Genomic DNA, 18,489 nt, shown 5'->3' on the forward strand with positions numbered 1-18,489 from the left:
AAGTCAGCGATGCCTGATGAGGAGATACCGATGACGACAACCGTTCAGGATCAGGACAGACAAGCGCAGGCTTCGAACGCCACGATCGAACGTTCGGCGGCCTACTACCGGCTGAAGGCCGATGTCGAGGATTTCTACTACCGCGAGGCCGACCTGCTCGATGACCGGCGCTTCCGCGACTGGCTCGATCTGCTCACCGAAGACATCAGCTATTTCATGCCGATCCGGCGCAATGTGAAATTCGGCCAGCAGGCCGCGCGCGAGAACACCAGACGCGGCGAAGGCATCAGCTGGTTCGACGAGGACAAGTGGACATTGACCAAGCGGGTCGAGCAGATCCTGACCGGCGTGCATTATGCCGAGGAGCCGCTGTCGCGGATCACCCACATGGTCAGCAATGTGCAGATCAAGGGCGCGCGGCCGGATATCGATGCGGCGCGCGAGCTCGATGTCGCGAGCCGCTTCCTCGTCTACCAGAACCGCGTCGAGTACGAGACCTACATCTTCGTCGGCCGCCGCAACGACACGCTGCGCCTGACCGACCTTGGCTGGAAGATCGCAAGGCGCGAGATATTGCTTGAACAGAACATCCTGCTGGCCAAGAATCTCACCACGTTCTTCTGAGCGAGGCCAAGGAAAGCAAGGGAAGCGATGATTGACGTGACGGCGATCAAGGTCGGGACGCGGCTCAAGTTAGAGGCCGGCGTCGTCGCCGAGGTGGTGGAGAACATGGACGATGGGCAGTGGCTGCAGGTGCGCTATCTGGACTCCCCTGCCCGTCCCGGCGACGTCGGCATGGTGGAGCTGTGCCACGCCCAGGATGTCATCAAGGTACTCAGCGAGTAGCTCCGGCCAACGGATAATCGATCATGCTGCGCTTTGAATACATGCCGAGCGATTTCCATCCGCTGTTCCTGTTCCTCGGCGAAGCCGCCGATCTCGCCGCGCTGGCAAAACTGTTGCGGCGCTTTGCCGAGAGCCCGCAAACCATTGCCGTGGCGGAGCGGATTCCCGGTGCCGTCTCGCGCAACGCGCTGGTGCTGGCCCCGGCCGACGACGAATTCGGCATGCGCGATCTCGGTGGCCGCTTTGCCTGGAAGCTGACGGATTGGCAGGCGCAGCGGATCGCCGAGCGCATCGAGCTGCTGACGCCTGAGGATAACAAGTCCGGCTCGGAAATCGTCGAGATCGGCAGCGAGGGCGAGATTCCGGTCAAGCTGTCGCGCGGCGAATTCACCGACGACTTCCTGATCACGCGCAGATAACGGCGGCATAGAGCGTGAGTGAACAACGCACACCAAAAGTCCTGATTGCCGGCGCCGGGATCGGCGGCCTCGTCGCAGGATTGGCGCTGCTGCAGCGAGGCATTGAGGTCGAGATTTTCGAGCAGGCGTCCGAGCTGCGCGAGCTCGGCGCCGGCGTCCAGCTCAGCGCCAACGGCACCAGCGTCCTGATTGCGCTCGGCCTCGAACGGGAGATGCAGGCGATCGCCTGCGAGCCCTCCGGCAAGGAGATCAGGCTGTTCAGCACCGGGCGGACCTGGAAGCTGTTCGATCTCGGCGCCTCCTCGCGCGCGATCTATGGCGCGCCCTACTGGATGGTGCATCGCGGCGACTTTCACCGCGTGCTGGTTGACGCGTTCAACGCACGCGCGCCTGGCAGGCTGCATCTCGACAGCCGCTGCGCCGGTTTTGACGAGGACGGCGACGGCATCTGGCTGCGTCTCGCCAATGGCGAACAGCACCGCGGCGGCGTGCTGGTCGGCGCCGACGGCGTGCACTCGGAAATCCGCCGGCAGATCGGCGGCAACACAAAACCGTTCTTCTCGGGCGTCGCCGCCTGGCGCGGCCTGGTGCCGATGGCACGGCTGCCGGCACGCCTCAGGCGCGACGTCGGCACCAACTGGGTCGGTCCCGGCGGCCACGTCATCACCTATCCGGTGCGCGGTGGCGAGCTGTTGAACTTCGTCGGCATTTTCGAGGGCGAGAGCTGGTCTGTGGAGTCGTGGACCGAACGCGGCACGCGCGAGGCCTGCAGCGGCGCCTTTACCGGTTGGAATCCGGAAATCCACAGCATCATCGACAACCTCGATGTACCCTACAAATGGGCACTGCTCGGCCGCGATCCGCTCGACCGATTCGTCGTCGGACGCGCCTGCGTGCTCGGCGACGCCGCGCATCCGACGCTGCCGTTCCTCGCCCAGGGCGCCAACATGGCGATCGAGGACGGCATGGTGCTGGCGCGCTGCCTCGAACGCTTCCCTCCCGAAGAGGCGCTGCAGCGCTACCAGACCGCGCGGCTCGCGCGGACCAATACGATCGTGGTGAAGTCAGCCGAGAATGCCAAGCGCTTCCATAATCCGGCGCTCGCTGACGCCGAAGGCGCCGATGCCTATGTCTCGCGCGAATGGCAGCCGGACCGGGTGCGCGAGCGCTATGACTGGCTGTTCACCTACGACGCGCTAAACGTGCCGGTCTGACGGCGCTCCCGCGTCAGTAAGCGCGATAATGCCGTCCGCGATGCGCCCGGCGCTTCGGGGGCGGTTGCGGGGCGAAAAAAGGATTCACCGAGCACATCGCGCCACGGCCCGATGCGCCCGCCTGGCACTGCGGGATCGAGGTGAAGCTGCAATCGATGTAGTTTCCGCCGAACCGGCCGCCATAGACATGCATGCACACCGGATAGTTCGGATCGTAGGCCTGCCCGGCGGCAGGTCCGGCAAGCACACCACCAAAAGCGGCGACCGCACATGCGGCGATCGCGAACAGTTTCAGGCGCATCGGTCTCTCCTTGTCGTCCGGAAGGTTTCCACGCAACTGCCGGAGTGTGTCAACAGCACCGGCGAAGCGTCCGCCATGCGGGCCGGCACGGGCGAACAATATGCCAGTGCCCGGGCGTGCTACTCCGTGCGTTGGCGTTGCCCCTTCTTCGGCGCTGTTTTTGGACCCTTGTAGAAGGGATTGACCGAGCATGTCGCCGATCGCCCGGAGGCCGTTGCCTGACACTGCGGAAGCGATGTGAAGCTGCAATCGATGTACTCGGGCGTCATCCTGCCCTCATAGACTTCCATGCACACCGGATAGTTCGGATCGTACCTTTGTGCGGCGGCTGGCCCGGCGATGCACACGCCAACGACCGCGGTGACAAGGGCTGCGGCGATGGTGAATTTCATGCGCATCGCGTTCTCCTCACGCCTGATCCGGAGCGCCGGGCATTATCGCTGGCCGTCTGCCGGCTTGCTGTCGTCTTCGCCGAGACAGCGGATCATGAAGGCCGTCGTGTCCCGCGGCAGCACTTGCGCGGCGCGCGCCTTGAGACGGCATTCGAGCTGCGCGATCTGGCGCGCCCGTTGCCGTTCCGACGGCAGCGTTGATTGCCGCAACCGGCGCAGCGTCATTGGCGAACCATCCGACTCGAAGCTCAGTTCGTACTTCTTGCCGTTCTGGTCGGTGGCGGCGCAGGTGATGGTGGACACCTGCCGCGTGATGAAGCTTCCGACCTGGCGGCAAGAGCCCGTCGACATCTCGACCAGGGGCACCGGCAGGCCGTCGACGCGCGGGCGGTCGCTCGACTTCAGCAGCATGCGGTCGACCGCAAGCTCGAACAGATTGTCCTGGGTGCGCTCGGTGCTCTCGCCGGAGAACGAGATGATGTGGCTCTTGTCGGCGGGATCGTCGAGCACCACGGTGAATTCGGAACGGCCGCGCAGGGTGTGGAAATAGGCCACCGCCTTGCAGCTATAGCTGCGGCCCGCGACGGTGACATTGCGGCAGGTGCCCGACATCAGCGCGTAGAGATCGACGTCGTAGACCGGGCCGGCGGCAACAGCGAGCGCAGGCCAGCAGACGATGGCAGTCGCAATCAGTTGAGCGAAACGGGAGATCATGCTGAAACGGTCGAGAACACGGTCGTTGGAGAAGTCCATGGCGCAGGGTCGCCGATTTCCACGGACTGTGCAACGATGAAGCAGGCCTAAATGTGGACGCCCCGCAACCGATGGGGGAATACAGGGCGATCCGTGCTGAAAGGCCGCGGCCCTGGCGTCAGATCTGCGGGCCGGACAGCGTGACCTCGCGCTCGGCGCGGAACACGTTGCTGTAGAGGTTCGCGATCCACTGGCGGCCGCTTGCCGTCATGTTCAGGCAGTTGATGGCGCCCTGGATGTGCGGCGCAACCATGTTCCAGTAAAATTGCGGATAGCGGTCGACGATATCGGCCGGCGATTCATAGCCGAGCTGGCGGTTGATGCCGACTTCCTCGAACTCGTGATAGAGCGCGTTGGCCTTCCTGATGTAGTTGGGATCGCCGAGCTGCCCGATGAAATCGGCCGCCCGGACGATCGCCGCCTCATCGTCATATTGCTGGCCTTCGGGCGCCGGAAAGCGCGTCCCCTCGATGTTGCGCGCGACGCGCTCGCGATCGAGCGGAAGCACGGCCTCGAGTCTATCAAGCACGTACAGCTTGGAGCGGTCGACATGATACGGCATCAGGCCCGCATCCGACGAGCCGCGCGGCAGCACCACCTTCTTGCCGGAGGCATCGATGACGTAGCCGTCCGGCCCATCTCCCTTCAGCAGGCCGCGTACATAACCGATGTCGTGGGTCAGGCAGGCGATGATCGTGTGGGTGTAGTCCTCGGCGGTGACGTGGGTGTGCAGCGCGCGGCCGCGGATGATGTCGTGCCCGGCCAGCGTGACCAGCATCGTATGTTCGACATTGTGATAGAGCGCATCGCTGTTGCCGATGCATTCCAGCGCGATGCGAGCGGCGGCCGGCAGCAATTCGCCGAAGCGCGCCTGCGAAGCTCCAAAGGTGCGGCTCACATGCGTTGCGAGAAACTTCTCCAAAGCACCTGCCGCCAACTCAGGTAACGTCATCATCGATGCAGCCCCGACCGCGCAACGTCCCTCGCTGGCCCCGATCTCACGTCGTAGTTGGGCGGCAACTATAGCGTATCTGCGCGCGTGCGGCTACGCGCTGGCGGACGCGGTGATTCGCTCCAGCCGTACTTTCCCGGTCTTGCCGGTCGCGGCGTCAAGGCTGCTGATAGTGGCATGAACCCTGCATGAGTCGGTACAGACCGGGTTAACCCCACCGATAAAGGCTATCATGCTCGTTACGCTCGTCGCCATCCTCTGCAATTCTCAGCTCTGTATGGAAAAGGTCGTTACCACCAGTGACCAATCCGGCATCACCATGGGAGCCTGCGCAGTGCATGCGCAAATCGGCATCGCCGACTGGCTCGCCAAGGGGCCATATCACGAATGGCACCTGCAGAGTTATAAGTGCATCATGGGCAAATACGTACCCAAGAACGAAGTGTGATGTATGCTCACAGCCCCCGAAGGGGCTGATCCACTTCAGTTGCCCGACTGGAACAGCCTGCGGGGACCACGCGGCGCAGCCGCCTGCGCCTCAAGTCAAAGTCCGTTTTATGGGCTATCACTGTCGTTCACGATGGTGAGACATGAGGTTGCACTGGAATGCCCGCAACGCCGCTGATTGCCTACGCGCATGTCGGCAAGAGTTTTGACGATGGTCGCGTGGTGGCGGTCGACGACGTCTCGCTTGACGTGGCCGAGGGCGAATTCCTGGCTGTTGTCGGCGGCTCGGGCTCCGGCAAGACGACGCTGCTCCGGCTCGCCAACCGGCTGATCGAAGCCGACCGCGGCAACATCGCCGTTGAGGGCGAGGACGTCAGTCGCATCGACCCGATCCTGCTGCGGCGCCGCATCGGCTATGTCTTCCAGAGCGGCGGGCTGTTTCCGCATCTCACCGTCGCCGGCAATATCGGCATCACGCCGAAACTTCTCGGCTGGCCGCAGCCGGAGATCTCGGCGCGGATCGACGAACTGCTCGACCTCGTGCGGCTCGACCGCTCACAATATCGCGACCGTCTGCCGCACGAGCTTTCCGGCGGCCAGCGGCAACGCGTCGGCGTCGCGCGTGCGCTGGCTGCGAAGCCGCGCATCGTGCTGATGGACGAGCCGTTCGGCGCGCTCGATCCGCTGACCCGCGACGCGCTCGGCGACGACTATCGAACCCTGCACCGCGAGCTCGGCCTGACCACGGTCATGATCACCCACGACATGACCGAGGCGCTGCTGCTTGCCGATCGTGTCGCGGTGATGCGTGGCGGCAGGCTGCTTGCGCTGGGCACGCCGGCTGAGCTCACGGCCAGTACCGACGGCTATGTCGGCGAACTCATGCGCACGCCGCGGCGACAGGCCGAGCGGCTGGGCGCATTGCTGCCGCGGGACGGCGCGGCATGAGCCTGTCAACCGATCCGCGCTGGAGCGAGGCGCTTGCCCACCTGCCCGATTATCTCGGCAATCATGTGCGGGTCAGCGTCGCCGCGCTGGCGCTCGGACTTCTGATCAGCCTGCCGCTCGCGATCGTGGCCCGCAACCGGCCGGTGCTGCGCACCGCGCTGCTCGGGCTTGCCAGCATCGTGCAGACCGTACCCGGCCTCGCTCTGCTCGCGCTGTTCTATCCGTTGCTGCTGGCGCTCGCCGCGCTGACGGCGGCGTGGCTCGGCTTCAGCTTTTCCGCCTTCGGCTTCCTGCCCGCCGTGCTGGCGCTGGCGCTCTATTCGATGCTGCCGGTGTTGCGCAACACCATCACCGGACTGTCGGGCGTCGATCCCGCGGTGCTGGAGGCCGCCCAGGGCGTCGGCATGACGCCGGGGCAATCGCTCACCATGGTCGAGCTGCCGCTGGCTCTGCCGGTGATGATGGCAGGCATCCGCACCGCGGCGGTGTGGGTGATCGGCACCGCGACACTGTCGACGCCAATCGGCCAGACCAGCCTCGGCAATTACATCTTCGCCGGCCTGCAGACCCAGAACTGGGTGTTCGTGCTGTTCGGCTGCTTCGCCGCCGCCGTGCTCGCGCTGGTCGTCGACCAGTTGCTGGCGCTGATCGAGAACGGCCTGCGCAACCGCAGCCGGATCCGGACCGCGCTCGGCGGGCTCGGCATCGCCGCCCTGATCGCGGCAACGCTGGTTCCGGCGATCGCGCGTCCGCAGGCGCGCTACGTCGTCGGCGCCAAGACCTTCACCGAGCAATATGTGCTGTCGGCATTGATCGCGCAGCGGCTGCAGGCGGCCGGCCTTTCGGCCACGACCCGCGCCGGTCTCGGCTCCAACGTGATCTTCGACGCGCTCGCATCGGGGGATATCGATGTCTACATCGACTATTCCGGCACGCTGTGGGCCAACCAGTTCCACCACACCGATATCAAGCCGCGCGCCGAGCTGCTGGGCGAGCTCAAGACGACGCTGGCGAAGCAGGACATCACGCTGTTCGGCGAGCTCGGCTTCGAGAATGCCTATGCGCTGGTGATGCCGAGGAAGCGCGCCGACCAGCTCGGCATCCATTCGATCGCCGATCTGGCGTCGCGCGCCCCGACGATGTCGATCGCCGGCGACTATGAATTCTTCTCGCGGCCGGAATGGGCCGGCATCCAGAAGGCCTACGGCCTGACGTTCCGCGCCCAGCGCCAGATGCAGCCGGATTTCATGTACGCCGCCGTCGCCTCCGGCGAGGTCGACGTCATCGCCGGCTACACCAGCGACGGGCTGATCGCGAAATACGACCTGGTCACGCTCGCGGACGACAGGCACGCCATCCCGCCCTATGACGCGATCGTGCTGCTGTCGCCAAAGCGGCGCGACGACGAGGCCTTCAAGGCCGCGCTGCGGCCGCTGCTCGGCAAGATCGGCATCGCCGAGATGCGCGAGGCCAACCTGCGCGCGTCGGGCAATGACGCATCATCGTCGCCCGACGTCGTGGCGCGCTGGCTGTGGGAGAAGGTCGGGGGAAAATCGTAGGATCGCTAAAGTCCCTTGATGATCCCGGCGTCGATCAACATGCGGTTGAAGCGGCGCGCTTCCGCACCGTCCTTGCAGGAATAGAACGCGCCGTTGCAGCGAAGCATGATGGCCTTCTGCTCCTCGAACGACGGATCGAGCGGAATGCCCGCGGCCTCCTGGATCACCAGCGGCAAATAGGCGGCGTCGATCGTGTCCATCACCGCCGGGCTCTTCACCGGTTCGAAGTTGACGGCGTCGATCGCGTAATATGTCGCGTAGTAGCGCGGATCGTAATCCATCAGCTTCTTGCCGATGCCGGCCTCGTCGAGCTTGGGATCGAGCAGCTGCGGCGAGAACTCCGGCTGATGATCGCCATAGCGCACGATCAGGAACGGCTGCGCCGGGAACTTCTTCTTCAGCGCCGCGACGAAGCCGGCGTAGTCAGTGGCGCTCATCGCCTGCCGGCGCAGATATTCGTCGACCGACGGCGTGTTGCCCGGCTGCTTCCATGACGGCAGCAGATCGGGACGGAACTTGGTCTCCCACGGGAAATGGTTGGCGGCGAGATAGACGAAGGTGAACAGCGGCGTGGCTGATGTCTTCTGTTCCGCCATCAGTTTCAGCGCCTTGTCGTAGAAGAAGCTGTCGGGCTCGACGTCCTTGGCATGCAGATCATGCGCATCGTAGAACTGCTGGATGCCGGTCGTGGTCTGGAAGTTGCGCGCGCTCATGAAGGCGCCGAACGCCGGATACAGCGAGAGCGTCTCGTAGCCGCAGCGCCGCAGCGCCAGCGGCAGACCGCGCGCGACCCGGCCGGATGCGATGCGGGTGACGAAATAGGAGAAGCGGCCGAACGAGCGCGACGACAATCCCGCAAGCACGTTGTACTCGGTGAACCAGCTCGGCCCGCCATTGCTCTCGGCGAGGAACTTGCGCTCGACGCCGTCATAGGACTTGAACTGGCTGCCATAGCCCGGCGGCACCTTGATGCCGGAGGCGGCACGGATGTCGAAGCTCGATTCATCATGGATCATGATGATGTTCGGCCGCCGCCCGGCGGGATGGCAGGCGTCGACCAGCGGCACCTTGAGCTGCTCGCTCGCGGTTGGATCCGACTCCATGAAGCCGTAGGCGACGAAGTCGGACACCGCGGTCACGCCGGAGCGCGCGAATTTCGACAGATAGCCGTCGTCGTAATAGCCGCGCCAGGCTTCATCGGGCCAGGCGAAGGCATAGCCCGAGAGCGCTGCCGTGCAGGCAAGGCAGGCGGCCGCGGCCGGCAGGCGGCGGATGCGGAACGGATCGAGCCACCACAGCGCGTACATCAAGGGTAGCGTGACGAGGCCGGCACCGATGATCGACCAGCGCAGGTTCGGGAAGATCGTGAGCAGGAACGCCGCGGTGTCGCGGTCGATCACCATCAGGTCGACGAAGTTCGCGGTCATCTGCACCACGTCGTGCTTGAACCGCGACAGCAGCACCAGCACCACGACCAGCGTCAGCGACAGCGCGCCCGACAGCGCCGGCCGGCGCAGCAGCGCGATGAACAGGAAGTTGAGAATTCCCCAGGTGAGCAGGAAGCAGAACCGCGAGCCGAAATCGGTCTCGGTCCGCAGCATCAGGATCAGCGCGCCGAGATGCGGCGCGGCGACCGCCATCAAGCGCCAGATGCCGAGCGCGACGAGACCGCCGGCGAGCGCGGCAACGGAAGAGTTTTGCTGAGGCGCGGGCGCCATGGGCGGGACGCAATACAAACCCGGCGCAATGGCACGGCCTTGACTGGCAATGGCCAGGAGGCACACCGCACAGCCGGTGTCTGCGCCGTGTCATAAAACCGTATTTGAATCGTCATGAACGCGCAATGAATTTACCCGCCCGGGTGTGCCGTGGCCGGCAGCGCGCGGCTTAGACCTTGGCCGCAGGTGCCGCGCTCCCCGCGATGCCGGCAATGAAGAGATCGACGATGGCCGCGGCCATCTGTTCGACCTCCGTTTCGCCGACACCCCAGCGCGGCAAGTGACCGTCGATGTGCATCCGCGCAAAGCCATAAACCAGCGCGCGGCCGGCGATCTGGACCTGCTTGAGGTCGCGCGCTGCGAGCTGACCGGCCGCAAATGCCTCCGCCAGCGTGCGCTCGGTCAGGCCGATCAGCTCGGCATTGTCGCTGGAGACGCCAGCCGAGCGGTCGTGGTCGAAGAAGCGGCGGCTGGAGATGATCTCGAAATGGGTCGGGTTCTTCATCGCCCAGCGCAGATAGGCGATCCCGAGGCAGCGGAAGCGGCCGAGCGGATCGCCCGGCGGCGCCTCGGCCAGCGCCGCCCCGATCTCGGCGCGGAAGCGGCGCTGCGCCTCCTCCGCCACCGCGTTCATCAGGGCGTCCCGGCTCGGGAAATGCCGGAACGGCGCCCCCGGCGAGACCCCGGCGCGGCGGGCGGCCTCGCGCACGCTGACCGCCTCCGGCCCGCCCTCGCCGACCAGTTGCATGGCGGCATCGATCAGGACCCGGCGGAGGTCGCCGTGGTGGTAGGGCTTGGCCGCCGGTGCCCGCGCTGGACGCGGCTTGGACGACCGGCGTCCGGCAGGTTGGCTGCTGGGGGATCTCTTGGCGGGACGGCGCATGGCGCACCTCTAGCATCACCCGCTTGTGAATGTAAGCACCGATTACACAGATTGACCTCCCGCACCCGCGACATGTAACTGGTGATTACATCAACAGCGGAGGCGGGATATGGCGACGGGTCGAAACTGGTTCGAGGGCTGGCGGCTGTTCGGCCTGCTCACGCTGACCCTGATCGGGCTTTCGATCTGGATCGCCGCGATGCGGCAGTTCGAGGTCGAGGGCGTGCGGATGGTGATCCGCTTCACGGCGCGGACCTCGCTGCTGTTGTTCTGCCTCGCCTTCTCGGCTGCCGCGCTGGCGCGGCTCTGGCCGAACGCCTGGACGCACTGGCAGCGCCGCAATCGCCGCTATGTCGGCGTCACCTTCGCGGCCTCGCACGCCATCCATGCGGTCGCGATCGCCGCGTTCGCGGTGCTCGATCCGGCAGGCTTCGCGGCCGCGACCTCGGTGGTGTCGTACGTCTTCGGCGGCATCGGCTATGTCGTCATCATCGCGCTGACCGCGACCTCGTTCGATCGCACGGCTGCGATGCTGGGTCCGCGCGCCTGGCGCACGCTGCACCTGGCCGGCGGCTATTATCTGCAGCTGCAGTTCATGGTCTCGTTCGGCAAGCGGATTCCGGAGATGCCGCTCTACGCGCTGTTCCTGGTGCCGCTTGCCGTCGTGTTCGCGCTCAGGATGATCAGCATGGCCGCGCGGCCCGCGCCACGCCCGGCACAGGCGAGCTGAGGCACGACCGGATCAGGTCCCCTCACACAAGGTGAAACTTGCGGCCGAGCTGGCGATGAACCGACAGCACCGCGCGATCGACGTCGCTGATCAAACTGTCGCCGAGCACGACGTTCGGAATCTCCCAGTTGCGCCCGATCTGCGCATCGGGCAGCGCGGCGACCGTCGGCACGCGCGCGGTCTCGCAGCCGGGCTGGGCGCGCAGCGCCGCCTCCGCAAGCTGGGTCAGTTCGTCCTGGTTTTTTCCGTCGCTCATGACCGCGGTCGTGACTCCGGAACATGGCTCACTGATGGCCAAGATTCTCCAGTTCCTTGGCCCGGGTCTCGGTCATGCTGCGCATGCACTCGCCGGCATCGAGGCGGGCGATGGTGCCCTCCCCGAGGTCGTAATACAGGCAGTTGGCGTCACGGTACTGGATCCACAGCCGTTGCGCGGTGCGGAGCTGCTCGCGCTGCTTGTCGCCGGCGGCATCCTTCAGCGCCTGCTGATAGGCGACGTTCATCCGCTTGTCCCATTGCGCGGTTTTGGCCTTCAGACACTCGACCATCTGGTAGGTGTTGCCGCCGCAAGACTGCTCGGGATCGCCCTGGTCGCCGGCATGAGCCGCCGAAGCGAGGGCGGTGACGAAAACGGCCATGATCAGAGGCCTTAGCTTAAACACCGTTTTCATGCCGCCGTCCCTTTCCGATCGATCCCCGCGATCGAACCATACATTAGTGCCGCTGCAGCGTATCCCGTTCACCCCGACCGCGCCGTGCAACCGCTAGCCTTCCCGATCCGCGCAGGATATTTCATGGATGTGGAGGGACCATGCGGCGCGCGGTGACGCCTGCGATCGTTCTGGCCGTGTTCGGCCTGCTCGTCGGCGGGCTGTTCCGCTACGCCTTCGACGAGTCCGACGAGGCCTCCGTCGCGAACTATGCGCGCAGTGCCGTCGAGGGCGCCGCCATCAGCCTGACCCTCTGGGCGACACATCTCTATCTGGTCGCGCGCGGCAGCTGGCTGCGACGACAGCCGCTGATTGTCGAGTTGATCGTCCGCTCCGTCATCCTGGCCGTCGTCGTCGCGATCGCCGCGATTGTGCTGGAGATCATCCTGTACGGGCATGGGCTCGAGGCGAAGTGGATTCGCGACACCTTCCTGAAGATCATCGGCGTCGGCCTCTTGATGTCGATCCCGGTCACGACGATCTACGAGCTGGTCCGGATGATCGGCGGGCGGACGCTGCTCAGCGTCGTGCTCGGACGCTACCGCCAGCCGGTGCGCGAGGAGCGCGTGCTGCTGTTTCTCGACCTGGTCGGCTCGACCTCGCTGGCGGAAGCGATGGGCGAGCTGCGGGTGCAGCAGTTGCTGACCCGCTTCTTCTCCGACATCGACGGCGCCATCGTGGCGCATGGCGGCGAGGTGCATGCCTATGTCGGCGACGAGGTCATCGTGACATGGCCGGCCGGTGCGGACGAGACATCGCGGCGCTATCTCGACTGCGTGTTCGCGATCGAGGACCGCCTGGCCAGGCGGGCCGATCACTACCGCAAGGAGTTCGGCGTGGTGCCCTCGTTTCGGGCCGGAATGCACGCCGGTCCGGTCGTGATCGGCGAATGCGGGGACTCGCGGCGACAGATCGCCTATTTCGGCGACACCGTGAACGTCACGGCGCGGCTGCAGGCGCATTGCAAGGAGGCCGGCCGGCCGCTGCTGATCTCGGGCGAGCTGCTTCGCCTGCTGCCTTCGGAGCAGGATTTCGTCATCGAGCCGCTCGGCTCGACCCAATTGCGCGGGCGCGCCGCATCGATCGACATCTTTGCCGTCGCGCGGCGTGCGTCGTCCTAAATAATCCCTTAATGCGCATTAGAGCGCTTTCGAGCGAAGTGGGCACCGGTTCGCGTGAAGAAAACGCGTCAAAACAAGAAGCTAGAACTTCGGTTCTGATTCAATCAGAACCGAAGCTCTAGCTCCGACGGCTCCGTCGAAAGCGCAAATTGCATCGTGTCCGGTCGCGCCCTGTTAAGGATGCGATGCACCCGTATTTGCACCGGGTTCCACCTTAACGCACGTGTAAGACCGCGCCCTGCATGGTGCAGATCAGGTGTCATTCAACAAAAACAAGGTTGCCCATCGATGGCGCAACAGGCGTCACAATCGATTATTGCCGAACTCGAAGATGCGGTCCGGGACGGAACATCCGCCAAACGCGTGCAGACGCTGCGGCAAGTCACCGATCTGTTCCTGAACGACGGCGACCGCCTCAACGATGAACAGGTCAAGGTGTTCGACGACGTGCTCTGCCTGCTCGTCGCGCGCGTCGAGACGCGTGCGCGCGCCGAGCTCAGCAAGCGGCTCGCGCCGCTCGACTACGCGCCGTTTGAGGTGATTCAGCACCTCGCCTGGGACGACGACATCGGCGTCGCGGGCGAAGTGCTGACCCACTCCAGCCGCCTCTCAAGCGACGCACTGCGCGAGATCGCGAGCAGCAAGGGACAGGATCATCTGTTCGCGATCTCGGCGCGGGAAAACCTGCCCGCTTCCGTCACCGACGTGATCATCGACCGCGGCGAGGACAGAGTGATCCGGCGGCTCGCCAACAACGCCGGCGCGCAGTTCTCCGACAACGGCTATTCCTCGATCGTCGCCCGCGCCGAAGGCGATGACGAGCTGGTCGAGATCCTCGGGCTGCGCATCGACATTCCAGCCAAGCTGCTGCGCGACCTGCTGCAGCGCGCCAAGGATGCGGTGCGCGCCCGCCTGCTCGCGATCGCGTCGCCCAGGGCGCGCGAGGAGATCAGCCAGGTACTGAACGACATCGCGCAGGAAGAGGCCGCCGCTCCGCGCCGCAACTACGGCATCGCCGAAGAGCTGGTCAAGCTGATGAAGCAGCTGAACGAGCTCGATGACGCCGCCGTCTACAAATTCGCCGAATCCGGCAAGTTCGACGAGGTCACGGTCGCGCTCGCCGTGCTCAACGACATGCCGATCGCGATGATCGAACGCCTGATGCTCGGGCTGCGCTCGGACCTGATCCTGATCCCGTGCCGCTCGGCGCGGCTGAACTGGCCGACGGTCGAAAGCATCCTGCGCAAGCGGCCGCTGCCGCATTCGATCGACAACGCAACGCTCGAGATCGCGCAACGCGATTACCGGCGGCTGTCGCTGGAGACCGCGCAGCGCACCGTGCGGTTCTGGCAGCTTCACAACAGAATCGAGAAGCAGCCGATCGCGGCCGGTTAACTGCCGCTGACGTTCGTTCTGAATAAAGGGTGGGCAACGCGCCCACCCTTTTCGATTCGGTGCGTAGGGTGGGTTAGCGAAGCGTAACCCACCACTTCTCCCGCCGCGGCGCAAATGGTGGGTTACGCCTTCGGTTAACCCACCCTACGCGTCAGCCTTAGTTCTTGGTCTTGTCGACCAGCGCGCCCTTCTTGATCCAGGGCATCATGTCGCGCAGCTTGGCGCCGACTTCCTCGATCGGGTGCTGGGCGAGCTTGGCGCGGGTCGCCTTGAACGAGGTCTGGTTGACCTTGTTCTCCAGCATCCAGTCGCGGGCGAACTTGCCGCCCTGGATGTCGGCGAGCACGCGCTTCATCTCCGCCTTGGTCTCGGCCGTGACGATGCGCGGACCGGTGACGTATTCACCGTATTCGGCGGTGTTGGAGATCGAGTAGTTCATGTTGGCGATGCCGCCTTCATAGATCAGGTCGACGATCAGCTTCACTTCGTGCAAGCACTCGAAATAGGCCATCTCGGGCGCGTAGCCGGCCTCGACCAGCGTCTCGTAGCCGCCCTTGATCAGCTCGACCAGGCCGCCGCAGAGCACAACCTGCTCGCCGAACAGGTCGGTCTCGCACTCTTCCTTGAAGGTGGTCTCGATGATGCCGGCGCGGCCGCCGCCGATCGCCGAGGCGTAGCTGAGGCCGAGGTCATGGGCGTTGCCCGACGAATCCTTGGCGATCGCGATCAGGCAGGGCACGCCGCCGCCGCGCTGATATTCCGAACGCACGGTGTGGCCGGGGCCCTTCGGCGCGATCATCAGCACGTCGAGGTCGGCGCGCGGATCGAGCAGGTTGAAGTGCACGTTGAGGCCGTGGGCGAACACGAGCGCCGCGCCCTTCTTCATGTTGTCGTGCAGGTGCTCGCGATAGATGTCGCCCTGCAGTTCGTCCGGGGTCAGCATCATGACGAGGTCGGCCCACTTGGCGGCCTCGGCGACCTCCATCACCTTGAAGCCGGCGGCTTCCGCCTTCTTGGCCGAGGCCGAGCCCTTGCGCAACGCAATGGCGACTTCCTTGACGCCGGAATCCTTCAGATTCAGCGCATGGGCGTGGCCCTGGCTGCCATAGCCGACGATAACAACCTTCTTGCCCTTGATCAGGTTCAGGTCGGCATCGCGATCGTAGTAAACTCGCATCGTGGTTTCCTCGTTTGAAGGGGGCCAAAATCGGCCGATGAATCAGGCTTTCGGAAGGTCAGAACCGCCGGGCGCCCGCAAATTTCCGGCGTTGTCTAGAGCATTTTTCCCCTCAGGGGAAACCCCCATCTCGCATGGCGCGGTGCGGCATCATGCGTCCATGAAGACCGGGTAGAGCGAGGCCAGGAGCAGGATGGCCATGACTCCGTTGAAGGCACGGATCGCCCGGGGCGAGGTCAGGATCGGCCGCAGCGCGGTGCCGAACAAGGCCCAGACGACGCAGGACACCGTCCCCAGGATCAGGCTCAGGCCGACCTGGATCGCGATGTTCCACGGGAAAGCGGCAATCGCCGCATAGGCCGTGATGGTGCCGATCACCATCACCCAGCCCTTGGCGTTGATCCACTGGAACAGGGCCGCGCCCCAGAACGTCATCGGGCCGCGGCCGCCCCTGTCGTCCTTGTCCGCCGAGGGCGGCTCGGCCATGGCGATGACGGCCGCGAGATAGACCAGATAGGCCACGCCGCCATATTTCAGGATCGTCTGCAGCACCGGATAGGCGATGAAGACCGCACCGAGCCCGACCCCGACCGCCCCGACCATGAAGGCGAAGCCGACCGTGATGCCGACGATGTGCGGCACGGTGCGGCGGAAGCCGTAGGTCAGCCCCGACGACAGCAGCATGATGTTGTTGGGACCCGGCGTGAAGAACATCACGACCGCGAACACGACAAAGGCGAACAGCAGCGAATTCGACATGGTGCCCTCACGCGACTTTCGGCAGCGTTTTTGGCCGCTTCGACAGCAACATCACGGCGATGCCGGCGATGACAGTGACCATGCCGGCCAGCCGCAGCGGCCCGAACTTCTCGCCGAACACGACGCTGGAGGCGGCGGAGCCGACGAACGGCACCAGCAGCGCGAACGGCACCACCTGCGCCGCCGGATAATCCCGCAGCAGCCGGCCCCAAAGCCAGTAGGCGATGCTGGTGGAAATGGCGCCGACAAACAGCATGGAGACAATGCCGGACGGCGATAGATGCGACAGCGCCTGCCAGATCGGCTTGGCGCCCAGCGTCAGCAGCGACAGGCCGAACAACGGGACCGCCGCACACAGGCACAGCCATGCGAACAGGTCGAACATGCGCGCGCCCTGCGCCGGCCGCAGCAGCAGGTTTCCGACTGCGAACGAGACCGGCGAGATCATCAGGATGGCAAAGGCGGTGACGCTGAAATCGTAGCCGACAGTGCCGCAGATCATCAGCAGGCCGATCGCGGCGATGGCGATGCCGGCGGTCTGCGGCCGCGACGGCAATTCGCCGAACAATAGCGCGGCAAAGCCGATGGTGAACAGCGCCTGGCTCTGCACGATCACGCTGGTGAGCCCGACCGGCACGCCATGGGCGATTGCGATCGACTGCGCAAGGAACTGGCCGAGGAACAAGGTGAGGCTGATTCCGATCAGCAGCGGCCACGAGACCTGGCGCGGCTTGCGCAGCAACAGGCACGGCAGGGCCGCGATGCCGAAGCGCAGCGCCGTCATCAATTCGGGCGGCAACTCATCGAGCGCGATCCGGCTTGCGACGAACGCAAGCCCCCAGATCACCGCGACCATGACGGCGATGCCAACATCGGCCGGCTTCATTGTTGTTCTTCTTTTGCTTCCGTTACGGCCGGGATCTAGATTTGTTGGTCCGGCATCGGTTTGCGCAACAGGTAGGTACCGTGCAGCGGCGCGTGGTAATCGACGGAGACCAGCGTGAAGCCGGTCTCGGTCAGCATGCGCTCCATCACCCAGCCGAAGGTCGAGTATTCGTCGCGCATGTGGGTGATCACGCTTTCGCGCTCGAAATCGTGATTCTTGATCGAGAAATCGGCCCACCCTTCGACATCGCGATCGACGCCGTCGGGCATGCTGACGAACACCATGTCGCGCAGATAGAAGTTCGCGCCGGGCTTCAGCGCGTTGAAGATCCGCGACAGCGCCACCGCCTTCCAGAAGTCGGGCAAATGATGCAGCGTGAACTCGCTGACGATTAGATCGTAGGAATTCGGCTGATAGGCGAAGGACAACAGGCCGGCCGGCTGGGTCCGGATCTTCGCCTTGCGGTCGCGCGCATAGATTTCGGCGAGCCCGATCATCGCCGGCGAGATGTCGATGGCGTCGACCTCGGCGCCCATCAGCGCCGCCTCGGTCGCCAGCACGCCGTTGCCGCAGCCGATATCGGCGATCCGCCAGCCCGGCTTGGCGCCGAGCATGGCCAGCGCCTGACGGGCACGGACGTCGCTGTCCTCGCTGACGTCATAGATCGAGGCCACCGCGGTATCGAGACCGACCTGCCGCCGTTGCGTGTAGTACCAGTCGCGCGCCAACATGATTCACATCCCTTCCGGCCCGCGCGTGATCGCGGCCACCCCGGTTCGTGACACCTCGACCAGCCCCAGCGGGCGCATCAGGTCGATGAACTGACTGATCTTGGACGAGTTGCCCGTGATCTCGAACACGAAGCTCTCGGTCGTGGCGTCGATCACCCGGGCGCGGAACGCATCCGCCAGCCGCAGCGCCTCGACGCGGTGATCGCCACCGCCCCTCACCTTGACCATCGCAAGTTCGCGCTCGATCGAGCTGCCGGTCAGCGTCATGTCGACGACGCGGTAGACCGGGATCATGCGGTCGAGCTGATGCTTGATCTGCTGGATCACCATCGGCGTGCCCGTGGTGACGATCGTGATCCGCGAGAGGTGTTTCTGGCTCTCTGTCTCCGAGACGGTAAGGCTTTCGATGTTGTAGCCGCGGCCGGAGAACAGCCCGATCACGCGCGCGAGCACGCCGGGCTCGTTCTGCACGAGCACCGACAGCGTGTGCGTCTCGTTGGGATCGTGACGCTCTTCGAGGAAGTAGGCGGATGCGGGCTGGTTCATGG

The 18,489-nt window shown here is 65.0% G+C and carries 23 protein-coding genes; 10 read left to right on the forward strand and 13 right to left on the reverse strand.

All coding sequences use genetic code 11. The annotated features are described in order from the left end of the window. The first annotated feature begins 30 nt into the window (after positions 1 to 30). The 4 genes from G6P99_RS33345 to G6P99_RS33360 are packed head-to-tail and all read left to right on the forward strand — an operon-like array spanning position 31 to position 2,479. Positions 31 to 624: a 3-phenylpropionate/cinnamic acid dioxygenase subunit beta gene (locus G6P99_RS33345; RefSeq protein ID WP_029078810.1), complete on the forward strand. Its 594-nt coding sequence runs from the start codon at positions 31 to 33 to the stop codon at positions 622 to 624. A gap of 27 nt (positions 625 to 651) precedes the next feature. Then, positions 652 to 846 (forward strand): hypothetical protein, encoded by a 195-nt coding sequence (locus tag G6P99_RS33350; RefSeq protein WP_029078811.1) that lies wholly within the window; start codon positions 652 to 654, stop codon positions 844 to 846. Positions 847 to 869: 23 nt separating this feature from the next. Continuing rightward, the gene (locus tag G6P99_RS33355) at positions 870 to 1,265 is read left to right on the forward strand and encodes a hypothetical protein (protein WP_029078812.1); all 396 of its coding nucleotides are present in this window, start codon (positions 870 to 872) and stop codon (positions 1,263 to 1,265) included. A 14-nt stretch (positions 1,266 to 1,279) separates the two neighbouring features. Further along, positions 1,280 to 2,479, forward strand: coding sequence for an FAD-dependent monooxygenase (locus G6P99_RS33360; RefSeq protein WP_029078813.1), 1,200 nt, complete (start codon positions 1,280 to 1,282; stop codon positions 2,477 to 2,479). A 13-nt stretch (positions 2,480 to 2,492) separates the two neighbouring features. On the opposite strand, the gene G6P99_RS33365 is transcribed toward G6P99_RS33360, so the two are convergent. The 4 genes from G6P99_RS33365 to G6P99_RS33380 all read right to left on the reverse strand — a co-directional run bounded on the left by G6P99_RS33365 (position 2,493) and on the right by G6P99_RS33380 (position 4,880). Further along, positions 2,493 to 2,780 (reverse strand): DUF3551 domain-containing protein, encoded by a 288-nt coding sequence (locus G6P99_RS33365; protein WP_029078814.1) that lies wholly within the window; start codon positions 2,778 to 2,780, stop codon positions 2,493 to 2,495. 119 nt (positions 2,781 to 2,899) lie between these two features. Further along, entirely contained in the window at positions 2,900 to 3,172 is a 273-nt protein-coding gene (locus tag G6P99_RS33370) for a DUF3551 domain-containing protein (RefSeq protein ID WP_414645442.1), read from the reverse strand. 42 nt (positions 3,173 to 3,214) lie between these two features. Then, the gene (locus G6P99_RS33375; protein WP_245284539.1) at positions 3,215 to 3,925 is read right to left on the reverse strand and encodes a hypothetical protein; all 711 of its coding nucleotides are present in this window, start codon (positions 3,923 to 3,925) and stop codon (positions 3,215 to 3,217) included. 118 nt (positions 3,926 to 4,043) lie between these two features. After that, on the reverse strand, positions 4,044 to 4,880 hold the full coding sequence (locus G6P99_RS33380; RefSeq protein WP_029078817.1) for a hypothetical protein: 837 nt from the start codon (positions 4,878 to 4,880) through the stop codon (positions 4,044 to 4,046). Between the two features lie 229 nt (positions 4,881 to 5,109). On the opposite strand from G6P99_RS33380, the gene G6P99_RS33385 reads away from it, so the two are divergent. The 3 genes from G6P99_RS33385 to G6P99_RS33395 all read left to right on the forward strand — a co-directional run bounded on the left by G6P99_RS33385 (position 5,110) and on the right by G6P99_RS33395 (position 7,831). Next, entirely contained in the window at positions 5,110 to 5,325 is a 216-nt protein-coding gene (locus tag G6P99_RS33385) for a hypothetical protein (RefSeq protein WP_029078818.1), read from the forward strand. A 158-nt stretch (positions 5,326 to 5,483) separates the two neighbouring features. Beyond that, the gene (locus tag G6P99_RS33390) at positions 5,484 to 6,272 is read left to right on the forward strand and encodes an ATP-binding cassette domain-containing protein (protein WP_029078819.1); all 789 of its coding nucleotides are present in this window, start codon (positions 5,484 to 5,486) and stop codon (positions 6,270 to 6,272) included. Continuing rightward, positions 6,269 to 7,831: an ABC transporter permease/substrate-binding protein gene (locus tag G6P99_RS33395; RefSeq protein ID WP_029078820.1), complete on the forward strand. Its 1,563-nt coding sequence runs from the start codon at positions 6,269 to 6,271 to the stop codon at positions 7,829 to 7,831. Before G6P99_RS33390 ends, G6P99_RS33395 begins: the two co-directional genes overlap by 4 nt. 5 nt (positions 7,832 to 7,836) lie before the next feature. On the opposite strand, the gene G6P99_RS33400 is transcribed toward G6P99_RS33395, so the two are convergent. Continuing rightward, a complete protein-coding gene (locus G6P99_RS33400) occupies positions 7,837 to 9,549 on the reverse strand; it encodes a sulfatase-like hydrolase/transferase (protein WP_029078821.1) in 1,713 nt (570 codons plus the stop codon). Between the two features lie 169 nt (positions 9,550 to 9,718). Further along, entirely contained in the window at positions 9,719 to 10,432 is a 714-nt protein-coding gene (locus G6P99_RS33405) for a TetR/AcrR family transcriptional regulator (RefSeq protein WP_029078822.1), read from the reverse strand. A gap of 109 nt (positions 10,433 to 10,541) precedes the next feature. On the opposite strand from G6P99_RS33405, the gene G6P99_RS33410 reads away from it, so the two are divergent. After that, positions 10,542 to 11,162: a hypothetical protein gene (locus G6P99_RS33410; RefSeq protein WP_035976313.1), complete on the forward strand. Its 621-nt coding sequence runs from the start codon at positions 10,542 to 10,544 to the stop codon at positions 11,160 to 11,162. 22 nt (positions 11,163 to 11,184) lie between these two features. Here the strand turns inward: G6P99_RS33410 and G6P99_RS33415 are convergent, their stop codons facing one another. Then, on the reverse strand, positions 11,185 to 11,418 hold the full coding sequence (locus G6P99_RS33415; protein ID WP_029078823.1) for a hypothetical protein: 234 nt from the start codon (positions 11,416 to 11,418) through the stop codon (positions 11,185 to 11,187). 28 nt (positions 11,419 to 11,446) lie between these two features. Continuing rightward, positions 11,447 to 11,800: a lysozyme inhibitor LprI family protein gene (locus tag G6P99_RS33420; protein WP_245284540.1), complete on the reverse strand. Its 354-nt coding sequence runs from the start codon at positions 11,798 to 11,800 to the stop codon at positions 11,447 to 11,449. Between the two features lie 173 nt (positions 11,801 to 11,973). Here G6P99_RS33420 and G6P99_RS33425 point away from each other — a divergent pair, with 173 nt between their 5' ends. Next, on the forward strand, positions 11,974 to 12,993 hold the full coding sequence (locus tag G6P99_RS33425; RefSeq protein ID WP_029078824.1) for an adenylate/guanylate cyclase domain-containing protein: 1,020 nt from the start codon (positions 11,974 to 11,976) through the stop codon (positions 12,991 to 12,993). Between the two features lie 288 nt (positions 12,994 to 13,281). Then, positions 13,282 to 14,388 carry a DUF2336 domain-containing protein gene (locus tag G6P99_RS33430; protein ID WP_165125040.1) on the forward strand — a complete coding sequence of 369 codons (1,107 nt, stop codon included), beginning with the start codon at positions 13,282 to 13,284 and terminating at the stop codon, positions 14,386 to 14,388. 157 nt (positions 14,389 to 14,545) lie between these two features. Here G6P99_RS33430 and ilvC read toward each other — a convergent pair whose 3' ends face one another. The 5 genes from ilvC to ilvN form a co-directional block, all read right to left on the reverse strand. After that, positions 14,546 to 15,565, reverse strand: coding sequence for a ketol-acid reductoisomerase (gene ilvC / locus G6P99_RS33435; protein ID WP_029078826.1), 1,020 nt, complete (start codon positions 15,563 to 15,565; stop codon positions 14,546 to 14,548). 150 nt (positions 15,566 to 15,715) lie between these two features. Next, positions 15,716 to 16,324 (reverse strand): LysE family translocator, encoded by a 609-nt coding sequence (locus G6P99_RS33440; RefSeq protein WP_165125043.1) that lies wholly within the window; start codon positions 16,322 to 16,324, stop codon positions 15,716 to 15,718. A 7-nt stretch (positions 16,325 to 16,331) separates the two neighbouring features. Then, complete coding sequence (locus G6P99_RS33445; protein ID WP_029078828.1) at positions 16,332 to 17,210, reverse strand: EamA family transporter; 879 nt, start codon at positions 17,208 to 17,210, stop codon at positions 16,332 to 16,334. Positions 17,211 to 17,245: 35 nt separating this feature from the next. Then, on the reverse strand, positions 17,246 to 17,941 hold the full coding sequence (locus G6P99_RS33450; protein ID WP_029078829.1) for a class I SAM-dependent methyltransferase: 696 nt from the start codon (positions 17,939 to 17,941) through the stop codon (positions 17,246 to 17,248). Between the two features lie 3 nt (positions 17,942 to 17,944). Then, complete coding sequence (gene ilvN / locus G6P99_RS33455) at positions 17,945 to 18,487, reverse strand: acetolactate synthase small subunit (RefSeq protein WP_016841057.1); 543 nt, start codon at positions 18,485 to 18,487, stop codon at positions 17,945 to 17,947. Positions 18,488 to 18,489 lie beyond the last annotated feature (2 nt).

This window comes from Bradyrhizobium sp. 6(2017) (genome assembly GCF_011058295.2).
GTDB lineage: Bacteria > Pseudomonadota > Alphaproteobacteria > Rhizobiales > Xanthobacteraceae > Bradyrhizobium > Bradyrhizobium septentrionale.

What these genes read in the sequence shown, in the direction of transcription:
- G6P99_RS33450 (WP_029078829.1), bottom strand. Translation starts at nt 17,941, where the DNA reads ATGTTGGCGCGCGACTGGTACTACACGCAACGGCGGCAGGTCGGTCTC.
- ilvN (WP_016841057.1), bottom strand. Translation starts at nt 18,487, where the DNA reads ATGAACCAGCCCGCATCCGCCTACTTCCTCGAAGAGCGTCACGATCCC.
- G6P99_RS33400 (WP_029078821.1), bottom strand. Translation starts at nt 9,549, where the DNA reads ATGGCGCCCGCGCCTCAGCAAAACTCTTCCGTTGCCGCGCTCGCCGGC.
- G6P99_RS33380 (WP_029078817.1), bottom strand. Translation starts at nt 4,880, where the DNA reads ATGATGACGTTACCTGAGTTGGCGGCAGGTGCTTTGGAGAAGTTTCTC.
- G6P99_RS33445 (WP_029078828.1), bottom strand. Translation starts at nt 17,210, where the DNA reads ATGAAGCCGGCCGATGTTGGCATCGCCGTCATGGTCGCGGTGATCTGG.
- G6P99_RS33365 (WP_029078814.1), bottom strand. Translation starts at nt 2,780, where the DNA reads ATGCGCCTGAAACTGTTCGCGATCGCCGCATGTGCGGTCGCCGCTTTT.
- G6P99_RS33345 (WP_029078810.1), top strand. Translation starts at nt 31, where the DNA reads ATGACGACAACCGTTCAGGATCAGGACAGACAAGCGCAGGCTTCGAAC.
- G6P99_RS33375 (WP_245284539.1), bottom strand. Translation starts at nt 3,925, where the DNA reads ATGGACTTCTCCAACGACCGTGTTCTCGACCGTTTCAGCATGATCTCC.
- G6P99_RS33350 (WP_029078811.1), top strand. Translation starts at nt 652, where the DNA reads ATGATTGACGTGACGGCGATCAAGGTCGGGACGCGGCTCAAGTTAGAG.
- G6P99_RS33430 (WP_165125040.1), top strand. Translation starts at nt 13,282, where the DNA reads ATGGCGCAACAGGCGTCACAATCGATTATTGCCGAACTCGAAGATGCG.
- ilvC (WP_029078826.1), bottom strand. Translation starts at nt 15,565, where the DNA reads ATGCGAGTTTACTACGATCGCGATGCCGACCTGAACCTGATCAAGGGC.
- G6P99_RS33370 (WP_414645442.1), bottom strand. Translation starts at nt 3,172, where the DNA reads ATGAAATTCACCATCGCCGCAGCCCTTGTCACCGCGGTCGTTGGCGTG.
- G6P99_RS33410 (WP_035976313.1), top strand. Translation starts at nt 10,542, where the DNA reads ATGGCGACGGGTCGAAACTGGTTCGAGGGCTGGCGGCTGTTCGGCCTG.
- G6P99_RS33390 (WP_029078819.1), top strand. Translation starts at nt 5,484, where the DNA reads ATGCCCGCAACGCCGCTGATTGCCTACGCGCATGTCGGCAAGAGTTTT.
- G6P99_RS33405 (WP_029078822.1), bottom strand. Translation starts at nt 10,432, where the DNA reads ATGCGCCGTCCCGCCAAGAGATCCCCCAGCAGCCAACCTGCCGGACGC.
- G6P99_RS33415 (WP_029078823.1), bottom strand. Translation starts at nt 11,418, where the DNA reads ATGAGCGACGGAAAAAACCAGGACGAACTGACCCAGCTTGCGGAGGCG.
- G6P99_RS33395 (WP_029078820.1), top strand. Translation starts at nt 6,269, where the DNA reads ATGAGCCTGTCAACCGATCCGCGCTGGAGCGAGGCGCTTGCCCACCTG.
- G6P99_RS33425 (WP_029078824.1), top strand. Translation starts at nt 11,974, where the DNA reads ATGCGGCGCGCGGTGACGCCTGCGATCGTTCTGGCCGTGTTCGGCCTG.
- G6P99_RS33385 (WP_029078818.1), top strand. Translation starts at nt 5,110, where the DNA reads ATGCTCGTTACGCTCGTCGCCATCCTCTGCAATTCTCAGCTCTGTATG.
- G6P99_RS33440 (WP_165125043.1), bottom strand. Translation starts at nt 16,324, where the DNA reads ATGTCGAATTCGCTGCTGTTCGCCTTTGTCGTGTTCGCGGTCGTGATG.
- G6P99_RS33420 (WP_245284540.1), bottom strand. Translation starts at nt 11,800, where the DNA reads ATGGCCGTTTTCGTCACCGCCCTCGCTTCGGCGGCTCATGCCGGCGAC.
- G6P99_RS33355 (WP_029078812.1), top strand. Translation starts at nt 870, where the DNA reads ATGCTGCGCTTTGAATACATGCCGAGCGATTTCCATCCGCTGTTCCTG.